We start from the raw sequence: 19,509 nt of genomic DNA on the forward strand, positions 1-19,509 counted from the left end.
CGGTCACTGTGATATGGTGAATCGATCTTGAAAAGGAATGGTAAGGGATGCGCAAGGTTTCATGGGGGCTGCTGTTCGCCGCATGTCTGACATTGACGACAAACGCTTTCCCGCAGGAGGGCGACGCTCGCATTCTCGCCGCTCGCGATGCCGTCCGCAGCGGAGACCGTAACACGCTCGAGCGCCTCGTGCAGCAGCAGCCCGACGCCCACCCCCTGGACCCCTACGTGCGCTACTGGCTGCTGCTGAACAAGCTTGCCCGGCCCGAGGTGCCACCGACATCTGAGTTGTCCGAGTTTCTTATGCAGGAAGCAGGCTCGATGCTCGCAGAACGCTTGCGGGCGGACTGGCTGCGACGGCTGGCAAAGGATGGAGATTGGGCGGGCTTCATGCAGCTCTACCCCGACCTCCAGAACCCCGACGCCGAATTGCGCTGCCACCATTGGACTGCGCGCCTGATGAATGGTGACCGCAGTGCCTTATCCGAGGTCGGGGCGCAGTGGCATGAACTGCATGACGCGCCGGGCGCCTGCGATACGGTGCTGCGCGCGTCGATCAGCAGTGCCAATGTCAGTTCCGACGACGTCTGGTGGCGTTTCCGGCGTCAGGTCGAAGGCCGCAATGCGGCCAATGCGCGTGCCACACTGGAGTGGCTGGCACCAGGCAACGGCGGTGCATTCGATCAGGCCTTCAAGAGCCCGTCGCAATACATCGACCGTCTGCCGGCCAATTTCGCCACCCGACGCGTTGGGCGTGAACTCGCGCTCGCCGCGCTCGTGCGCCTGATGCGCGACGACATCGCCGGCGCCCATGCACGCCTGATCAGGCTTCAGGATCGTCTCGAAGGCAACGAACGAGCCTACGTGTTTTCGGCACTCGCACTTCGCGCGGCGTGGACTCAGGGCAGCGAAGCGATGGACTGGTTTCGCGCCGCGGGTGACGTGCCCATGACCCCCGAGCAGCGCGCCTGGCGGGTGCGCGCCGCGCTTCGCAACAGCGACTGGCACGCGGTACTGGACGGCATCGACCAGCTCACCGAGGATGAACAATCGCTTCCGGAATGGACCTATTGGCGCGCTCGCGCGCTGCGTGAGCATCACCGTCAGGCCGAGGCTGACGCATTGTTTGCCCGCATCGCCGGACAAGCTCACTTCTACGGCATGCTGGCTGGCGATGAGCTCGGACGTCCCTTTACCGCCCGTGCCGGCGAAACCAACCTGAGTGCGGCGCAGCTACACCAGGCGGAAGAAGACCCCGGTCTGCAAAGAGCCATGGCGCTGTTTGCGCTGGACATGCGCACCGAGGCCGTGCGCGAGTGGAACTGGTCGCTGCGTGGGCAAAGCGAATCGTTTCGTCTCGCTGCCGCGCGCCTTGCGCTCAAGCACGGCATCTTCGACCGCGCCATCAACACCGCAGAACTGGCCAATCCGAACGGCGCGTTCGACCTGCGCTTCCTGACCCCCTATCGTGAGCTGATCGAGCCCCAGGTGCGCAATCAGGGACTGGACATGAGCTGGGTATATGGTTTGATGCGCCAGGAAAGCCGCTTCGTCGTGCCTGCTCGCTCCAGTTCCGGGGCACAGGGTCTGATGCAGGTGATGCCTGCGACCGGGAAATGGGTCGCAGGCAAGATCGGCATGAGCAATTACTCGCAGAGCCGGCTCGCCGACCCGGACACCAACGTGCAGCTCGGGACCAGCTACATGCGCCTCATCCTCGAGGACCTCGACAATCACCCGGTGCTGGCCAGCGCCGGGTATAACGCCGGCCCGGGACGCGCCAAGCGCTGGCGCGACGCCAAGCCCCTGGAAGGCGCCATCTACGCGGAGACCATTCCCTTCGACGAAACCCGCGACTACGTGAAGAAAGTCATGACCAATACCGTGATTTACGCAGCCATGCTCGATGGTCGCCCGCAATCACTCAAGGCCCGGCTGGGCACCATTGCCGCACGCCCGGACGCCCGATGAATTCACACCGGGAAAGGGACACACTATTCGCAGCAAAAACGGAGCAGGCATTGCAATGAGTCCACAACGTGTCGTACTGATCGGCGGCGCCGGCTTTATCGGCAGCGCCATTGCGAATCGGCTCGCCGAAGCCGGCATCAGCGTCTTGATCCCCACACGCCGACGCAGTCGCGCCGGACAGGTGCTGCTGCTGCCTAATGTCGAGGTGATCGAGACCGACTGTCACGATGAAAGCGTGCTGAACGAGCTGTTCGAGGATGCCGACGCGGTGGTTAATCTGGTCGGCATCTTGCACTCGCGCAGTGGATCACCGTATGGCCCCGATTTCGCCCGCGCCCATGTCGAATTACCGACGAGGATCGTTGCCGCGTGCAAGGCAAGTGGTGTTGGCCAGCTCATTCACGTCAGCGCGCTGGGCGCTGACGCCGCGGCACCGTCGGAATACCAGCGCTCCAAGGCCGCAGGTGAGCAGGCCGTACGCGCTGCGACACCCGAAGTCGCGTGGACGATCTTGCGACCCTCAGTCGTGTTCGGTCGCGACGATGGCTTTCTCAACCTGTTCGCCAGGCTCGCGGGCGTGCTCCCGATCATTCCGCTTGGGGGCGCCAGCGCGCGCTTTCAGCCGGTGTATGTGGAGGATGTCGCCGAAGTCGTATGGCACTGCCTGAATGACAGCGCCGCCGCACGCGATCAAACCTTCGAGCTCGCTGGCCCCACCGTCTACACCCTGCGTCAACTGGTCGAATACGTATCGGCACTGGTCGGACATCCGCGCCCGGTCATTCCCTTGCCAGAAGGGCTGGCGATGCTTCAGGCCGGCCTGATGGAGCTTGCGCCCCGCCCGCTGATGAGCCGGGACAATGTGCGCTCGATGCGCGCCGACAACATTGCCACCGCCGCCCCGCTGCCGTTCGGACTGCGCCCCACCGCCATCGAGGCCGTGGTGCCGGGCTGGCTGGGCCCCGCGGGCAACCAGCGCGCCCGCTACAATCCCATGCGCCGCCACGCGCGGCGTTAACCCCCCTCCTACTGACGGAGTCCGCGATGAAACTCATCATCGGCAACAAGAACTATTCATCCTGGTCACTTCGCGCCTGGCTGGCAGCGCGCGCAGGCGGCTTTACGTTTGAGGAAATCCGCATCCCGCTGTTCATTCCCGGCAGCCGCGAACACATCCTCTCGCATTCGCCCTCGGGCAAGGTACCCTGCCTCATCGATCACGGTTTCGTGGTGTGGGACTCGCTGGCCATCGGTGAATACCTGGCGGAGAAGAATCCGCAGCTGTGGCCGGCCGATGCCAGCGCACGTGCCGTGGCGCGGGCGGTCAGTGCGGAGATGCATTCGGGCTTCTCGCAACTGCGCCAGAACATGCCGATGAACATCCGCAAGGACTACACCGGTCACGGCCACAGTCCCGAAGTCGACGCCGATATCGCCCGTATCGCGGCCATTTGGGCGGATTGCCGCAAGCGTTTCGGAAGCGCCGGCCCCTACCTGTTTGGCGAGTTCAGCATCGCCGATGCAGCCTTCGCCCCCGTGTGCTTCCGCTTCAAGACCTATGGCGTGAAACTCGATGGTGCAGCCGCGGCGTATCTCGATACGATGCTGTCCAACGCCGACATGCGTGAATGGGAAACCGCCGCGCTAGCCGAAACCGAAGCGATTGCCGCCGAGGACCTGTACGGCTGATGCAGGCATACGTCGTCGGTGGTGCGGTCCGCGATGCCCTCCTCGGCCTGGAAGTGAAGGACCGCGACTGGGTGGTGGTGGGGGAAACGCCTGCGACCATGCTTGCCCGGGGTTTCCGCCCGGTCGGCAAGGACTTCCCGGTGTTTCTCCACCCCGACACCCACGAGGAATATGCCCTGGCCCGCACCGAACGCAAGAGCGGACCGGGTTATACCGGTTTCGTCTGTCACACCGCGCCCGATGTCACGCTGGAACAGGACCTGCTGCGCCGCGACCTCACCATCAACGCCATCGCGCGCGATGACGAGGGCCGCCTGACCGACCCCTACGGGGGCGTCGACGACCTCCATGCACGGGTTTTTCGTCATGTCAGTCCGGCATTCGCCGAGGATCCGGTACGCATCCTGCGCATTGCACGTTTTGCTGCACGCTTTGCGGCGTTCACGATAGCACCCGAGACGCTTGCGCTGATGCGGCGCATGGTCGAGGCGGGGGAAGTCGATCACCTCGTGCCCGAACGCGTATGGCAGGAGATCGCGCGCGGCCTGATGGAGGCGACGCCCTCGCGCATGATCCGGGTCTTGCGCGACTGTGGCGCGCTGGCCCGCATCCTCCCCGAGCTGGACCGGCTGTTCGGCGTTCCGCAACCGCCGCAGCACCATCCCGAGATCGATACCGGGGAGCATGTGCTGATGGTCATCGATTGTGCCGCACAGCGCACGCAGCCGCTCGCCGTGCGCTGGGCCTGCCTGTTGCACGACCTTGGCAAGGGCAGCACACCCGATGACATCCAGCCCCATCATTACGGACACGAGGCACGCAGCGAACAGATGGCGCTCGCCGTATCCAGCCGCCTGAAGGCGCCCGCCGAATGCCGTGATCTCGCCCGCATGGTGGCGCGCGAACACGGCATCCTCGGCCAGGTCGAGGTCCTGCGGCCGGAAACGGTGGTCAAGGTACTCGAGCGCTGCGACGCCCTGCGTCGCCCGGAGCGCTTCGAGCAGATGCTGCAGGCGGCGGGCTGCGACTATCTCGGCCGCGGCGGAGAACGTCCGCAGCAGTGGCCGCCGGAAGCACGCTGGCGGCAGTATCTCGACGCATTCAGCGCCGTGGACGCCGCCGGTATCGCGCGTGAATGTGCCGACAAGTCACAGATTCCGCTCCGCATCCACGCCGCACGGGTATCCGCCGTGCGTGCATCGCGTGACCGTATGTCACCCCCAGGCTGAGCAGAACCGCACGGACAGCCGTTCAGATCGACCGCATAATGAGCCACGCCAGCAAGGACAGCACTACGGTCGTGGTAAACGGGAAATGGTAAGCTCTGCCACGAAAACGGAATGCGACGTCACCCGGCAGCCGGCCAAGCCTCAAGCGCGCGGCCGCTCCGGGTTGAATCAGGCCGGTCAACAGGACGACCAGCATGATGACCACAATCCACTTGAGCATCGGTAACTCCGAACAACGATGGCGGATTAGACCCCTTCAGGGGCGGTCACTGCAACCAACAGAGAAGCCGGAACATGATTACGCTGTACACTTGGGGAACGCCAAACGGTCGAAAGATCTCGATCGCGCTGGAAGAACTCAACCTTACATACGAAGTACGCCCGATCGACATCACCCGACAGGCCCAATTCGATCCGGCATTTCTTGCACTCAACCCGAATAACAAGATTCCGGTGCTCGTCGATGACGATGGTCCCGATGGCGCCCCGATTACCTTGATCGAGTCGGGCGCGATCCTGCTCTACCTTGCGGAGAAGCACGGCGCACTGATCCCGGCCGACCCGCGCGAGCGCTACGACATGCAGCAATGGCTGATGTTCCAGATGGGCAGCGTCGGCCCGATGCTGGGCCAGGCGCACCACTTCCTGCGTTTCGCGCCCGAGCGTATCCATTACGCAATCGACCGCTATACCGGAGAAACCGCACGCATTTACGGCGTGCTCAACACCCGCCTTGACGGCCGCAACTGGCTTGCCGGCGGGACCTATTCAATCGCAGACATTGCGACATACCCCTGGATTGCCCGCCACGACTGGCAAGGTATCGACCTTGCCCGATACCCGAAAGTGCAGCGCTGGTTCATGGCCATGGCTGACCGTCCGGCCGTGCGGCGCGGCATGGAGATTCCCCGATGAACGCATCCCGCTTCGGCGACCTTGAAGTACTGTGCCACAGCCCGGCAGAATTAACTGCCCATACGACCCCACTGCTGTTCGTTCATGGCGCCTATACCGGCGCCTGGTGCTGGGAAGAGCACTTCCTGCCGTGGTTTGCGGAACGCGGGTGGACCGCCTATGCGGTATCCCTGTCCGGTCATGGCAAGAGCCTTCACCATGACCATCTCGACGCGCTTTCGATAGACGACTATGTCAACGACGTCGCGGCGGTGGTGGCCCGTCTGCCCGGTGCGCCGGTGCTGATCGGTCATTCAATGGGCGGCATGGTGGTGCAGAAGTATCTCGAACGTGCGACGGCGCCCGCCGCAGTGCTGATGGCCTCAGTGCCACCGCAAGGCCTGATGGGGTCGGCCTTTGGCCTGATGTTCAAGAAGCCGCACCTGCTGGCGGACCTCAACCGCCTGATGAGCGGAGGCGAGGCGCAACTGGAAAGCCTGCGCGAAGCCCTGTTCCACCAGCCGATCGAAGCGCCGGCCCTGCGCCGCTACTATGCGCTGAGCCAGCCCGAATCGCACCGCGCCATCTGGGACATGACCCTTTTCAACCTGCCCCAGCCGGGCAGGATGCGGGACGTGCCGATGCTGGTCCTGGGCGCAAGTCATGATCAGCTCATTCCGCCGGACCAGGTCATGATGACGGCGGCGACCTATGGCCTGAAGGCCGAGATCTTCGACGATCTCGGCCACGGCATGATGCTCGAACACGGCTGGGAAGGCGTCGCGGAACGCATCGCCGTCTGGCTGGACACGCAAGGCATGTAACGGGCGCGCCAGCAGCGGCAAAAAAACCACAATTCGTGTTTTTTTTCATGGCCAGGCCACCGCAGTCTTGTCATGATTGCATCAAAGACGCTGCGCCAGCGTCTTGAACATCGCACCATCGGTCCCAATCTTCCATTCAAGCCCGCCTCGAAAGCGGCCGTTAATGAAATCAGGAGGCCGGCAGAACCGGCCGAGTTGTGGAGGCCATCATGGTGATCTATATGGACATGCAGACCGGCAAAGCTGTTCGGGAAGCCGGGATGCCAGATGAGGCAGTTCCAGCCACCAGCGGGCTGCAGCAGCCTTGGGCAGCACTTCAACTGCAGGAAATCGAGTTCTCCCGAGCGCAGGATCGCATGCCGCCGCCACGCGATATCGAAGGGTTTCTGCGTGCGATGTCGCGAATCGATACCGGCGAATGACCCTGCGTGCGGCCCGGATCTGGCACACCCGACTCACAGGGTGTGCAGCCGGTCTCCGCGGGCAAACCCGATCAGCGCCGTCTCGATGCCCCGCCCCACGGCGAGCACCTTGAACAACTCGCCCATCTCCTGCGGCGTCGTCAGTCGCTGCACGGCACGCGCGGCACGGACGTAATCCGCCGAGCCTTCGGGGCCACGGCGAGCCAGGCAGTCAAGAATTCCGCAATTGAACAGAAACTGCGCCTGGCTGGTATAGCCGAGCACCTCGAGCCCCGCATCGAAAGCTGCTTCGGCCATCGAGGTAAAGTCCACGAACTCCGTAATGTCGTTCAGGCCCGGCCACAGAAACGGATCGGCGTGTGCCTGGTGACGGTAATAGCACAGCAAGGTGCCGCTCGAGCGCGACGGAAGGTAGTATTCCGCGCGCGGGTAGCCATAATCGATCAGCAACATCGCTCCACGTTCGAGACGGTCTGCCCAAGACGCCATCCATGCCTGTCCGGCGAGGTTGATCTCGGTCAGATATTCCCCCTCCTCCGGCACCGGCAGATCGAGCGCAAGGGCGGCCTCGAGCACCGCCCCTTGTGCCGGGCTGTCACCCCAGCACAGAACTTCCCCCTCGCCTTTGATACGTTCGGCAAGCACCACGCCACGCTCGAGCAGCCCGTCGGCAGTCGACACCAGCAGATGTACAGGCATCACATCGAGCACTTCATTGGCCACCACCGCCCCTGAGAAGCTTTCCGGCAAGGCATGCAGCCATTCCACGCGCGCGGCCAGGTGCGGGGCGCGCTGCGCGAGGGTGTCGAACTGGCGCTCGCGCAGTTCGGCGGAAAGCTCGAGAATGCCGTAGCGCAGCGGAAGCGAGCCACGCCGCTCGAGCTCCAGGAGCAGGTCTGCGGCCAACAAACCTGTCCCGGCGCCAACCTCGATCATCTGCATCGCGCTGGCCTTCATCACCTGCTCGACCTGGCTGGCAAGCGCCTGACCAAACAGTGGCGTCAGTTCGGGCGCAGTGATGAAATCGCCCGCAGGACCGAACTTTCTCGCGCCGCCGCTGTAATACCCGAGCCCGGGCGCGTAGAGTGCAAGCTCCATGAAACGCGAAAACGGTATCCAGCCACCAGCGGCGAGGATTTCGGACTGCAGCAGGGCAGTCAGCCGGTGGCTCTGTTCGAGGGCTTCTGCTGAAGGCTGAGGCAGGGATGACATGATCGCGACGCAAAATGGAGACGCGGCATTGTAGCCGACCGTCCTGCGCTCGCTGCCGCTACGACGCGCGAGCAATCCCCCCAACCAAGCCCCTCGACCACCTACAATCGCATCATGAACGATCATTCCCCCGCCCCCGTCTTTCTGGTTACCGGCGCAGCGCGACGGGTTGGCGCCGCCATCGCAAGCGAATTGCACGCGAGTGGCGCGCGTATCGCCTTGCACTGCCGAAGCAGCCGGCTCGAGGCCGAGGCGCTCGCGGCCAGTTTCAATGCGCGCCGCCTGGGATCTGCCTTCATTGTCGGCGGTGATCTTGGCGCGGATGGCGTTCCGGAAGCACTGGCCGACGAGGCCCTGACCCATTTCGGCCGCCTCGACGGGCTGGTCAACAACGCATCGAGCTTCTTCCCCACGCCGCTGGGGCGAATCGACAGCCAGGCGTGGAACGACCTGATCGGCTCCAACCTCAAGGGTCCGCTTTTTCTTACCCAGGCGCTTGCACCAGCGCTCCGGGCCAGCAACGGTGCGGTCGTCAATATCGTCGACATCCACGCCGACAGGCCGCTGCGGCACTACGCGCTGTATTGTGCAGCCAAGGCCGGGCTGGCCGGCCTGACGCGTGCGCTCGCCATCGAACTGGCACCGGACGTACGGGTGAACGGCGTCGCACCCGGCCCGATTGAATGGCCCGAGGACGACCAGTTCGCCAACACGGAGCGTGAGCGCATCATCCGTCATACCTTGCTTCAGCGCGAAGGCAGTCCAGCGGACATTGCGCGCACGGTGCGCTTTCTACTCATCGACGCACCTTACGTCACCGGACAGATCCTCGCCGTGGACGGCGGGCGCAGCGTGCACCTGTAATCGTGCCCTCGAAAGGCAAGTGTATAATCGGGAAAGACTTTTGAATCGAGCACGAGCGTGAACACCGTAACGCCCCAGCCAAGCACCGAGCAAGCCGACAACCGCCACTCCAACACCTTCCTGCGCCTCAAGAAAAAGCTGGAACGCAGCGTTGGCGAAGCGATCGGCGACTACAACATGATCGGAGACGGCGACACGGTGATGGTCTGTGTCTCCGGCGGCAAGGATTCCTACACCCTGCTGTCCTGCCTGCTTGCGCTGCGCGAGCGCGCCCCGGTGAAGTTCCGCATCGTGGCGATGAACCTGGACCAGAAGCAACCGGGCTTTCCCGACCACATCCTGCCCGCGTATTTCGAATCGATCGGCGTCGAATACCGCATCGTGACCGAAGACACCTACTCCATCGTCAAGGACAAGATCCCCGAGGGAAAGACCACCTGCTCGCTATGTTCGCGACTGCGCCGCGGTATCATCTACCGCACCGCAGCCGAGATCGGCGCCACCCGGATTGCGCTCGGACACCATCGCGACGACATGCTGGAAACGCTGTTCCTGAACATGTTCTTTGGCGGCAAGATCAAGGCCATGCCACCGAAACTGGTCAGCGACGATGGCAAGCACATGGTCATCCGTCCGCTGGCGTACTGTACCGAGAGTGATATCGCCCGCTTTGCCCGCAGCATGGACTTCCCCATCATCCCGTGCAATCTGTGCGGCTCCCAGGAAAATGCTCAGCGCAAACAGATCAAGGCCATGCTTCAGGCCTGGGGCAGGGAGTTTCCGGGCCGCATCGAGTCGTTGGCGACATCGTTGAAGAATGTCGTCCCCTCTCATCTGGCCGATCGGAAGCTGTTCGACTTCGTCGGCATCGATCGTGGCACCCTACTGGACGAAGGCGATATTGCGTTCGATCCTCAGCCTTTGCCGGCAAGCGGAGACAATATCGTGCGCCTCGTCGGCGAACCACGAAATATTCCCGAGGCATTGCCTTAGGGCTTGCATCGCCCACGGTGTTTGATCATCATTGGATACATGACGGCGACTTCGTGCCGCAAAAGTGCCTACGCGCCAGACCAACAGTCATTCCAAACCTATGTCCGATCGCAAAAACCTGTGCGTCCTTGTGGCCGAAGTCATTGGTGGCGACCGCCTCGTCGCCCGATTGGGGAAGGACGAGGCCACGCACGCGGTTGATCGCTGCCTGAACCGCATCGACAGGGCAATAGGTGGTAATGGCGGGGAAACGCTTGAACGCAATGGATCGCGCATTACGGCAAGTTTCGAGCGCTGCGATGCGGGCGTGGTCGCTGCGTGCGAAATGCTCGAGCGGGTTCTTAACCTTCCGCCCGTGAGCGGCTCACAGCTCAAGATCCGGATTGGACTTCATTACGGTCTGACGCAGACCGACGAAGATGGCGAAGGCATCGAGGGTGCCCGCCGCTTGGTGGAGACCTGCCAACCGGGGCAGGCGTTGGCAAGCAACACGGCCGTGATGCTGCTATCACCGGCAACCCGCCATTTCGCCGCCGCAGAAGCCTTTCAATCCGAGGCGCAGCGCTCGCTCGAATGGCCAGTGTTCGCCATCGGCCACAGGGTCGGCATGGTCACATCGGTGCCCCCGAATGCGCGAATTTCGCAGCGACTCCGACTAAGGCACCAGGAAGATGTGGTCTTTGTCGAGGAGAATCGCCCGATCGTGCTGATCGGGCGCGAACTGGGCAACGATGTGGTGATCATCGATGCGCGTGCGTCGCGACAGCACGCCCGGATCGAGCGCAGAAGGGAAGGATTCGTGCTGATCGACCAGAGTTCGAACGGCTGTCATGTGTCGATCAACGGCGACCCCGAACGCTGCATCAAGGACGACGAACTGGTGCTGAGCGGTTCGGGTCGCATCGGCTGCGGCTTCTCCTCAAACGAAATCGAACGCGACCTGGTATTTTTCGATCTGGTGTGATGCCCTTATATGGCAGGCGTGCCTGGCGAGAAGGAGAGATGGACGCGCTTTGCGCGCCCCTGTCGGGCAAGTGCTGCGTGACCTGACCCACATTCCGGCATCGCGCGCTGAAGACACTTGCCCATCGGCCTCACGCGGATTGTGGCACCGACAAGGCCTCAGCCTTTAAGGCATTCTGCCATGAAGGTCTTGCGAGCCTCGCCCTTGAGCGACTGCTCGCCGGCCTGCTGATTGCACGCCTTCATTCTGTCCTTCTGCTTTGTTCTCGCCACGTCAGCGACCACCGCAGGCGCCGCCTTTGCTGAGTCCTTGCCGCCGGTCGCCGCTGCAGCGGGCGCTGCGCTACCCTCATGCTTGCCTTTCAGGCAAGTGCTCATGAACTACTTGCGCGCGTCGCCCTTGAGTGACTGCTCCCGCGCCTCCTGGTTGCAGCGTTTCATTCGTTCGTGCTGAGGGTTGGCCCAGGCGTCCGCAGGCGATAATGTTGCCAGCAAGACCCCTGCGAGCGCAGACATGATCATACCTTTCATCATATAGCTCCTCTTTGAAAACAATGAAAAAGCGCCCTCATCTTCCCATCTGGAATATGCCAACGTCAACATTTGGGCAAATAAATCGGCTCTCGAGGGGCCGCAAAATTGATTTTGCACATCATTCCGCATGAGCAGCGAAACAAGCCTTGGCGCACTTTTCGCGTCCGCCTTTCTTTCAGCAACGATCCTGCCCGGTGGCTCCGAGGTCGTGCTGGCCGGCGTATTGCACCTGCGCCCCGACCTCCTGTTTCCCGCGCTTGTCGTGGCAACACTGGGCAACACCCTGGGCGGCATGAGCACCTACCTTCTGGCGCGGCTCATACCGCGCAAGGAGTTGCCGGCGCGAATTCGGATGGCGCAACGACATGGCAGCCCGATTCTGGTCTTGTCATGGGTGCCCATAATTGGCGACGCCTTGTGTGCTGCCGCAGGGGTACTGCGCCTGAACTGGCATGCCTGCCTGCTGTGGATGGCACTGGGCAAGGGCTTGCGCTATGTCGCGATCGCTGCGGCGATGTCGTAGTCCCACCGCGGGCGGTATAATCGGTCGCCTTGTGATCCCACACGGCTAACTCATGCAATCCATACAGCGCAATGGCACGACCGCGCGCTACTCCGATTCGGTGGTCCACGGCGGTATTGTCTATCTCGTCGAGGTGCCGGCTTCTTCGGACGGCGACGTTGCCATCCAGACCCGCGAGATTCTCGACAGCCTGGCACGTCAGTTGAACGCGGCAGGCAGCGCCCCTGACCGCATTCTCAGCGCAACCATTTATCTTACCGACATGGCCGACTATGCCCGCATGAATGCAGTGTGGGATGCCTGGGTTCCGAGTGGCAGTGCGCCTTCACGTGCCTGCGTGCAAGTCGTCGGACTGGCTGATCCGGGCTGGCGGGTCGAGATTGCGATGACGGCAGCCACGCGCTGAGCGAATCGGGATTCCCGCATGGCGGGAACCCCGGAACACCCTTGACGTCCACTAAGCCCGACATGCGGAGACTGAATCCACACTTCGCATAAGGTCTTGTTTTTTGATGCATGTTGCACTGCGGTTCGATAAAATCGCAGGTTCCCCTGCAGCAGCCAACTCGGTGCACTGATGACCCAACGCCTGCGAGAAATTCCGTACAACTACACTTCGTTCTCCGACCGCGAGATCGTGATCCGCCTGCTCGGTGATGAAGCTTGGTCCGTGCTGGACGAATTGCGTACCGAGCGGGTGACAGGCCGTTCTGCGCGTATGCTGTACGAGGTTCTCGGCGACATCTGGGTCGTTCGCCGCAACCCCTATCTGGAAGACGATTTACTCGACAGTCGCGAGCGTCGCGAGGCCTTGATCAATGCCCTCCACCACCGCGTGAACGAGGTCGAGAAACGCAGGCAGGGTAATGATCGTGTTGCATTGCTAATTGCGCGCGCGCGCCAGGCCGTAAGCGATTTCGAAAGCTGGTTCGACGTCACCGCACGCAAGCGCAAGGCTGCGCTCAAGCTCCTGACCCGCCACACGCGGCGGGACAATATCTGCTTCGACGGGCATGCCCGCGTCTCGCACGTGACCGACGCCACCGACTGGCGCGTGGAGTATCCCTTCGTCGTCCTCTACCCCGACACCGAAGAGGAGATGGCGCCGCTGGTACGGGCCTGTATCGAACTGGGCATGACCATCATCCCGCGTGGCGGCGGTACCGGCTATACGGGTGGCGCAGTGCCGCTCGACGCCAACTCGGTGGTCATCAACACCGAAAAACTGATCACCATCGGCCAGGTCGAGGAGATGATCCTGCCCGACGCCCAGGGCAAGCCGATGACCTCGCCCTACGCCACCATCCGCACCGGTGCCGGCGTCGTCACCGAACGTGTGGCTGAAGCGGCCACCGCGGCGGGACGCGTCTTTGCGGTTGATCCGACCTCCGCCAGTGCCTCCTGCGTGGGCGGCAACATTGCCATGAACGCCGGCGGCAAGAAGGCCGTGTTGTGGGGCACTGCGCTCGACAACCTGGCATGGTGGAAGATGGTCACGCCGGACGGCAACTGGCTCGAAGTCGAGCGCCTCGACCACAACTTCGGCAAGATCCACGAACAGCACACGGCACGCTTCAGGTTGCGTCGCTTCGACGGCATCACCTATGCGCCGCTGGGCGAGGAGTTACTGTCCATGCCCGGCGCGCACTGCCGCAAGGACGGGCTGGGCAAGGACGTCACCGACAAGTTCCTCGGTGGTATACCTGGCGTGCAGAAGGAAGGCACCGACGGGCTCATCGTCGCCTCGCGCTGGGTGCTGCACAAGATGCCCCCGGTAACCCGCACCGTCTGCCTGGAGTTCTTCGGTCAGGTGCGCGAAGCCGTACCGGCCATCGTCGAAATCACCGATTATTTCAAGCCAGGCGGCGCGGGCAATACTGCCGGCGTGCTGCTGGCCGGCCTCGAGCATCTCGACGAGCGTTACGTGAAGGCAGTGGGCTATACTACCAAGGCGAAGCGCCACGGCCGCCCGAAAATGGTCTTGATCGGCGATATCGTCGGCTTCGACGAGAACGCGGTCATGGCTGCGGCGTCCGATGTCGTGCGTATGACCAACACCCGTGGTGCAGAGGGCTTCATCGCCGTATCGCCCGAGCAGCGCAAGCGCTTCTGGCTGGAGCGCTCGCGCACCGCAGCCATCTCGCGCCACACCAACGCCTTCAAGGTCAATGAGGACGTCGTCATCCCACTGCCACGCATGGGCGACTACTGCGACGGCATCGAGCGCATCAACATCGAACTGTCGACGCGCAACAAGCTCGAGCTCTGCGATGCGCTGGCCGAATTCCTGCGCGGCGACCTGCCGTTGAACCAGGGCGACGCCAACCTTGCCGCCGACGAGCTGATCGGTGACCGCCGCGATGCCGCGCTCAACTATGTCGAAGCAGTGCGCCTGCGCTGGGAATGGCTGCTCGAGAACCTCGACCTGCCGCTGGCCGAGGCGGAAAGCCGCTTCGCCGCCTACGGCGTTCAGGCCGGCGAACTGAGCAACCGCGCCGCCGATCCCAGGCTCTTCCACCGCCTGCAGGATTACTCGATCCGCGTGTCGTGGAAGACCGAGCTGAAGCCGCGACTGGACAAGATTTTCGACGGCACCGTGTTCGCGCCGGTTATCGAGCGCATCGAGGCGCTGCACAAGGAGGTCCTGCGCGGACGAGTCTTCGTCGCCTTGCACATGCACGCCGGTGATGGCAACGTCCACACCAACATCCCGGTCAACTCCGACAACTACGACATGCTGCAGACTGCCAACCGCGCAGTCGACCGCATCATGGCGCTGGCACGTTCACTCGACGGCGTGATTTCCGGCGAACACGGCATCGGCATCACCAAGCTCGACTATCTCACCGATGACGAGATGGCCAGCTTCTGGGATTACAAGGCAAGGGTCGACCCGGAAGGCCGTTTCAATCGCGGCAAGCTGATGAAAGGCGGCAATCTCGACAACGCCTACACACCCAGCTTCAACCTCATGGGCCACGAGTCGCTGATCATGGAGCAGACCGAGATCGGCGAGATTGCGCACGACATCAAGGACTGCCTGCGCTGCGGCAAGTGCAAGCCGGTGTGTTCGACCCACGTGCCGCGTGCCAACCTGCTCTACAGCCCGCGCAACAAGGTGCTCAGCACCTCGCTGCTGATCGAGGCCATGCTCTACGAGGAGCAGACCCGTCGCGGCGTGTCGCTCGCGCACTGGGCCGAATTCGAGGATGTGGCCGACCATTGCACGGTATGCCACAAGTGCGAAAAACCGTGCCCGGTGGACATCGACTTCGGCGATGTGTCGATCAAGATGCGCAACCTGCTGCGCAAGCAGGGCAAGAAGTCATTCAATCCGGGCAAGGCCGCTGCCATGGCCTTCCTGACCATCAAGGATCCGGCCACGATCAAGCTGATCCGGACCGGCATGATCGAATGGGGTTACAAGGCACAGCGCTTCGCCCACGGCATGGGCAAACGCTTCGGACTCATCCAGGCCCAGGTCAAGGCGCCGCCGGCAACACTGCACAAGGCACCGATCAAGGCCCAGGTGATCCACTTCATCAACAAGCCGATGCCGGGCAACCTGCCGAAGAAGACCTCGCGTGCACTGCTCGACATCGAGGACGACAAGGTCATCCCGGTCATCCGCGATCCACAGAAGGCCGGCACGGACACCGACGCGGTATTCTATTTCCCCGGCTGCGGCTCGGAGCGCCTGTTCAGCCAGGTGGGACTCGCCACTCAGGCCATGCTGTACCACGTCGGCACACAGACCGTCCTGCCGCCGGGCTACCTGTGCTGCGGTTACCCGCAGACGGCCGCGGGAGAGGAAGACAAGGGACAGAAGATCACCACCGACAACCGGGTGCTTTTCCACCGCGTCGCCAATACGCTGAACTACCTCGACATCAAGACTGTCATCGTGTCCTGCGGCACCTGCATGGATCAGCTGCTGAAATACGAGTTCGACAAGATCTTCCCCGGTTGCCGCCTGCTCGACATCCATGAGTATCTGATGGAGAAAGGCGTGAAGCTCGAGGGCGTACAAGGCGTGAACTACATGTACCACGAGCCCTGTCACACCCCGATGAAGGTGCACTCCGGCATCAAGGTGGCCAACGAACTGATGGGCACGCGCGTGGATCTGTCGGACCGTTGCTGTGGTGAATCAGGCACGCTGGCGGTCGCGCGTCCCGACATCTCTACCCAGGTGCGCTTCCGCAAGCAGGAGGAGATCGAAAAGGGCGTGGCACTGATGCAGGAGGCCGCCCCCACCGCCCCGACCAAGATCCTCACGTCCTGTCCGAGCTGCCTGCAGGGCCTGAGCCGCTACGCCAATGATGCCGGCGGCGTCGAGCCGGACTACATCGTGGTCGAACTCGCAAAGCACCTGCTGGGCGAAAACTGGCTGCCCGAGTATGTCGGCAAGGCCAACAACGGCGGTATCGAGCGCGTACTGCTGTGAATTGCTGAAAAAAGGGGGCGCCGCCGGCGCCCCCTTTTTTTTGTCTCTGCGTGTGCCACACCGGCTCAGGGCGTCGAGTGCATCCGCGCCCACAACTGCGTCATCGCATCGGCGGCGCCCATGCGCAGCCGATAGTCGACGATCGAGCTGACCTCGGTTTCGCCCGGATTGATCTCGATCGACGGGATGCCATTGTCCCGTGCCCACCACACCGGCCCCGAAATATACGGAAAGACGCTGGTCGTGCCGATCGAGACCACCGCGTCGATACCGGCCTCAATAACGTGAGCCAGGCGATCGAGCGCCTTTTGCGGCAGCATTTCGCCGAACAGGACCACATCGGGGCGCAGCAGACCACCACATACCGGGCACGCCGGTGGCAGCGCAAGGCCTTCGAAATCGATCACACTGCGCTGATGCGGGCACTCTGTGCAGCGCAGGTGATGCACGGTGCCGTGAATCTGGATCAGCTTCTGTGAGCCGGCCATCTGGTGCAGACCATCGACGTTCTGGGTGAGCACCCAGACACCCGGTTTCTCCTGCTCCAGATCGGCAATCCGCAGGTGCGCCGCATTGGGGCGCGCGCCGCGACAATTGGCCTCGATCTCGCCGATGTAGCGCCACGCGATGTCAGGTCGCGTCGCCATCATCTCTCCCGACAAGGCCGCCTCGATGGTCAGTCCTTCGGCGGTCAGGCGCTCATGGTACAGGCCGCCGATGCCGCGATAGGTCGGCAGCCCGGAATCCGCGGATATGCCCGCGCCAGTGATGAACAATATGCGCCGGGCGCGCTTGAGCACGGCGGCAGCCGCATCCAGATCGGCGTCGGCAATCGACGAGTGCGTCATACCGGCGTGACCTCGACCAGGCAGTCGTAAAAGATCGGCCCCCCGCCCATGTCCGTCAGGGCAGACGACGTGACCGCATTGGCGTTCTCACCGTCGCCCGAGAGCTTCTGCCACCATACCGACGGGCTCACGACCACGCCGGCACGCACATCCTCGGTCACCACCGCGCGGGCATGGAAGGCGCCGCGGTCGTTCTGGATGCGCACCCGATCACCATCCACGATTCCCCGCCGCAATGCATCCTGCGGATGGATCTCCAGCTTCGGAGAGCCCTCCTGCTGCACGAAACGCGGCAGATTGGCAAAGCTGGTATTCAGGAAATTGCGCGCTGGCGGGGTAATCAGCGCAAGCGGGTAGTGCTGCGCCAGCGCGGGATTGCTCGACACCGACTCGGCCGGCGGCGACCACGCTGGCAACGGGTCATGTCCCTGTTCGGCCAGCCTTTGCGAAAAGAACTCGCACTTCCCCGACGGCGTCCCGAACCCGCCCTGCGCATACGGCACAGAAGGCCGCGGCAGGTTCAGCCGCATCCACCCCTTGGCCTTCAAGGCTTCCGCACTCAACCCGAGCGCGCGCGGGTCGTCGCGCCTGAAGGCCTGCGCAGCAATCGCCTCATCCGAGTCGGAAAAAGCCGCATCGGCAAACCCCATGCGGGCTGCGAGCAGGCGAAAGACCTCGGTATTGGGTTTGGCCTCACCCAAGGGCGCGATCGCCGGCACGTTGGAAACAGCGTAAGTGTGACCGTAACTGGCATGCACGTCGCGGTGCTCGAGCTGACTGGTGGCCGGCAGCAGGATGTCGGCATAATCCGCGGTGTCGGTCTGAAACAGTTCATGCACCACGCAAAACAGATCCTCGCGGGCAAATCCCGCACGCACCTGGTTGCTGTAGGGTGCCACCGCCACCGGGTTCGAGTTGTATACGAAAATCGCCTTCACCGGCGGATCGTCGGTGTTGAGCAGCGCCTCACCGATGTTCGACATGTTGATCGTACGCGGCGGAAAACGCACCGGATCCGGATGCAGATCGGGGCGCGCCAGTGCGCTCACATCCTTCGGAAAGTGGCCCGACACCGACAGCAGCGCGCCGCCTGCTGCATGTCGCCACGCCCCGGTCAGGGCAGGCAGGCAGGCGATGTTGCGCACCGCCATGCCAGCTCCCGCGCAGCGGTTCAAGCCGTAGTTCAGCCGAATCATCGACGGCCTGGCCCGACCGTAGTCGCGGGCAAGCGTCCGGATCACATCGGCGTCAACACCGGTCAGTGGCGCAGCCCATTCCGGTGTCAGCGTACGCACGCGCTCGACCAGTGCATCGAATCCGAGCGTATGGGCAGCGATGTAGTCGTGGTCAAGCAGGTCTTCCTCGATCAGCACCTGCATCATCGCCAGTGCCAGCGCACCATCAGTGCCGGGCAGCGGTGCGATATGCTGATCACATTTCTTCGCGGTGTCCGTGCGGCGCGGATCGATACAGATCAGACGCGCGCCCCGGCGCTTGGCCTCCTGCATGTAGCGCCAGCCGTGAACGTTGGACACGACCGGATTTCCGCCCCAGATCAGGATCAGCCTGGCATCGGTCAAGGCTTCCGGATCGGCCCCCACCGCGGCCCCGACAGTCGCCTTCCACCCCGCGGCCCCGGCCGATGCGCAGATTGTGCGATCCAGCAGCGAGGCCCCGAGACGATGAAAGAAACGCCGGTCCATGCTCTCGCCCTGCACCAGCCCCATGGTGCCGGCATAACTGTAGGGCAGTATGGCGCGCGGATCTCCTGCAGCGATTTCACCGAGTCTTGCCGCAATGGTGTCGAGCGCCTCGTCCCAGGAGATGCGCTCGAAACGTCCTTCGCCCTTGCGCCCCACCCGCTTCATCGGGAACAACAGGCGTTGATCGGAATACACACGCTCAAGGTAATGAGCAACCTTGGTGCACAAGGTCCCGTTTGTAAACGGCATGTCCGACGCCCCGCGTACGCGAACGGCCCTGCCCGCCTCCACCGTCACCTCCATGGCGCAGGTGTCGGGGCAATCGTGTGGACAGGCGGCCTTGACCACCTGCGCATCTGTGGCGTTCATCAAGCCCTCTCCGGACAACGGCCGC

Annotated in this window: 19 protein-coding genes; 13 read left to right on the forward strand and 6 right to left on the reverse strand. The window is 63.1% G+C overall.

From position 1 onward, the window contains the following. The first annotated feature begins 47 nt into the window (after positions 1-47). Genes J5J83_RS10040 through J5J83_RS10055 form a run of 4 tightly spaced genes read left to right on the forward strand, consistent with a single transcriptional unit; the run spans position 48 to position 4,888 of the window. Complete coding sequence (locus J5J83_RS10040) at positions 48-1,970, forward strand: lytic transglycosylase domain-containing protein (RefSeq protein ID WP_212348671.1); 1,923 nt, start codon at positions 48-50, stop codon at positions 1,968-1,970. A 55-nt stretch (positions 1,971-2,025) separates the two neighbouring features. Next, the gene (locus J5J83_RS10045; RefSeq protein ID WP_212348675.1) at positions 2,026-2,988 is read left to right on the forward strand and encodes a complex I NDUFA9 subunit family protein; all 963 of its coding nucleotides are present in this window, start codon (positions 2,026-2,028) and stop codon (positions 2,986-2,988) included. A gap of 26 nt (positions 2,989-3,014) precedes the next feature. Next, positions 3,015-3,659 (forward strand): glutathione S-transferase family protein, encoded by a 645-nt coding sequence (locus J5J83_RS10050; protein WP_212348677.1) that lies wholly within the window; start codon positions 3,015-3,017, stop codon positions 3,657-3,659. Beyond that, positions 3,659-4,888, forward strand: a complete 1,230-nt coding sequence (locus J5J83_RS10055; protein ID WP_212348680.1) for a multifunctional CCA addition/repair protein — start codon at positions 3,659-3,661, stop codon at positions 4,886-4,888. Before J5J83_RS10050 ends, J5J83_RS10055 begins: the two co-directional genes overlap by 1 nt. A gap of 22 nt (positions 4,889-4,910) precedes the next feature. On the opposite strand, the gene J5J83_RS10060 is transcribed toward J5J83_RS10055, so the two are convergent. After that, a complete protein-coding gene (locus tag J5J83_RS10060) occupies positions 4,911-5,108 on the reverse strand; it encodes a DUF2905 domain-containing protein (protein WP_212348683.1) in 198 nt (65 codons plus the stop codon). Between the two features lie 74 nt (positions 5,109-5,182). Here J5J83_RS10060 and J5J83_RS10065 point away from each other — a divergent pair, with 74 nt between their 5' ends. The 3 genes from J5J83_RS10065 (at position 5,183) to J5J83_RS10075 (ending at position 7,028) form a co-directional block, all read left to right on the forward strand. Beyond that, positions 5,183-5,803 carry a glutathione S-transferase N-terminal domain-containing protein gene (locus J5J83_RS10065; protein ID WP_212348686.1) on the forward strand — a complete coding sequence of 207 codons (621 nt, stop codon included), beginning with the start codon at positions 5,183-5,185 and terminating at the stop codon, positions 5,801-5,803. Next, a complete protein-coding gene (locus tag J5J83_RS10070) occupies positions 5,800-6,606 on the forward strand; it encodes an alpha/beta fold hydrolase (RefSeq protein ID WP_212348689.1) in 807 nt (268 codons plus the stop codon). The genes J5J83_RS10065 and J5J83_RS10070 overlap by 4 nt, the downstream gene beginning before the upstream one ends. 209 nt (positions 6,607-6,815) lie before the next feature. After that, positions 6,816-7,028 (forward strand): hypothetical protein, encoded by a 213-nt coding sequence (locus tag J5J83_RS10075; RefSeq protein WP_212348692.1) that lies wholly within the window; start codon positions 6,816-6,818, stop codon positions 7,026-7,028. A 33-nt stretch (positions 7,029-7,061) separates the two neighbouring features. On the opposite strand, the gene J5J83_RS10080 is transcribed toward J5J83_RS10075, so the two are convergent. Continuing rightward, entirely contained in the window at positions 7,062-8,240 is a 1,179-nt protein-coding gene (locus tag J5J83_RS10080; protein WP_212348694.1) for an SAM-dependent methyltransferase, read from the reverse strand. A gap of 114 nt (positions 8,241-8,354) precedes the next feature. On the opposite strand from J5J83_RS10080, the gene J5J83_RS10085 reads away from it, so the two are divergent. From J5J83_RS10085 to J5J83_RS10095, 3 genes are all read left to right on the forward strand, one after another. Continuing rightward, complete coding sequence (locus J5J83_RS10085) at positions 8,355-9,104, forward strand: pteridine reductase (protein ID WP_212348697.1); 750 nt, start codon at positions 8,355-8,357, stop codon at positions 9,102-9,104. A gap of 57 nt (positions 9,105-9,161) precedes the next feature. Beyond that, the gene (gene ttcA / locus J5J83_RS10090) at positions 9,162-10,097 is read left to right on the forward strand and encodes a tRNA 2-thiocytidine(32) synthetase TtcA (RefSeq protein WP_212348701.1); all 936 of its coding nucleotides are present in this window, start codon (positions 9,162-9,164) and stop codon (positions 10,095-10,097) included. A 100-nt stretch (positions 10,098-10,197) separates the two neighbouring features. Beyond that, positions 10,198-11,061, forward strand: coding sequence for an FHA domain-containing protein (locus J5J83_RS10095; RefSeq protein WP_212348704.1), 864 nt, complete (start codon positions 10,198-10,200; stop codon positions 11,059-11,061). Between the two features lie 158 nt (positions 11,062-11,219). Here J5J83_RS10095 and J5J83_RS22930 read toward each other — a convergent pair whose 3' ends face one another. Beyond that, positions 11,220-11,438 carry a PsiF family protein gene (locus J5J83_RS22930; protein ID WP_249115674.1) on the reverse strand — a complete coding sequence of 73 codons (219 nt, stop codon included), beginning with the start codon at positions 11,436-11,438 and terminating at the stop codon, positions 11,220-11,222. A 3-nt stretch (positions 11,439-11,441) separates the two neighbouring features. Beyond that, positions 11,442-11,723, reverse strand: coding sequence for a PsiF family protein (locus J5J83_RS23240; protein WP_349251882.1), 282 nt, complete (start codon positions 11,721-11,723; stop codon positions 11,442-11,444). Here J5J83_RS23240 and J5J83_RS10105 point away from each other — a divergent pair. The 3 genes from J5J83_RS10105 to J5J83_RS10115 all read left to right on the forward strand — a co-directional run bounded on the left by J5J83_RS10105 (position 11,722) and on the right by J5J83_RS10115 (position 16,564). Next, complete coding sequence (locus J5J83_RS10105) at positions 11,722-12,117, forward strand: VTT domain-containing protein (RefSeq protein WP_212348707.1); 396 nt, start codon at positions 11,722-11,724, stop codon at positions 12,115-12,117. The two genes, J5J83_RS23240 and J5J83_RS10105, sit on opposite strands and share 2 nt — an antisense overlap. Before the next feature lie 52 nt (positions 12,118-12,169). Further along, the gene (locus J5J83_RS10110; protein WP_212348709.1) at positions 12,170-12,523 is read left to right on the forward strand and encodes a RidA family protein; all 354 of its coding nucleotides are present in this window, start codon (positions 12,170-12,172) and stop codon (positions 12,521-12,523) included. Positions 12,524-12,694: 171 nt separating this feature from the next. Continuing rightward, positions 12,695-16,564, forward strand: coding sequence for an FAD/FMN-binding oxidoreductase (locus J5J83_RS10115; RefSeq protein ID WP_212348712.1), 3,870 nt, complete (start codon positions 12,695-12,697; stop codon positions 16,562-16,564). 65 nt (positions 16,565-16,629) lie between these two features. Here the strand turns inward: J5J83_RS10115 and J5J83_RS10120 are convergent, their stop codons facing one another. Both J5J83_RS10120 and J5J83_RS10125 read right to left on the reverse strand, forming a co-directional pair. Beyond that, positions 16,630-17,412 (reverse strand): NAD-dependent deacylase, encoded by a 783-nt coding sequence (locus J5J83_RS10120; RefSeq protein WP_212348715.1) that lies wholly within the window; start codon positions 17,410-17,412, stop codon positions 16,630-16,632. Continuing rightward, positions 17,409-19,484 carry a molybdopterin oxidoreductase family protein gene (locus tag J5J83_RS10125; RefSeq protein WP_212348718.1) on the reverse strand — a complete coding sequence of 692 codons (2,076 nt, stop codon included), beginning with the start codon at positions 19,482-19,484 and terminating at the stop codon, positions 17,409-17,411. Before J5J83_RS10125 ends, J5J83_RS10120 begins: the two co-directional genes overlap by 4 nt. Between the last annotated feature and the right edge of the window lie 25 nt (positions 19,485-19,509).

Source organism: Azoarcus sp. L1K30 (assembly GCF_018122735.1).
Taxonomy (GTDB): Bacteria; Pseudomonadota; Gammaproteobacteria; order Burkholderiales; family Rhodocyclaceae; genus Parazoarcus.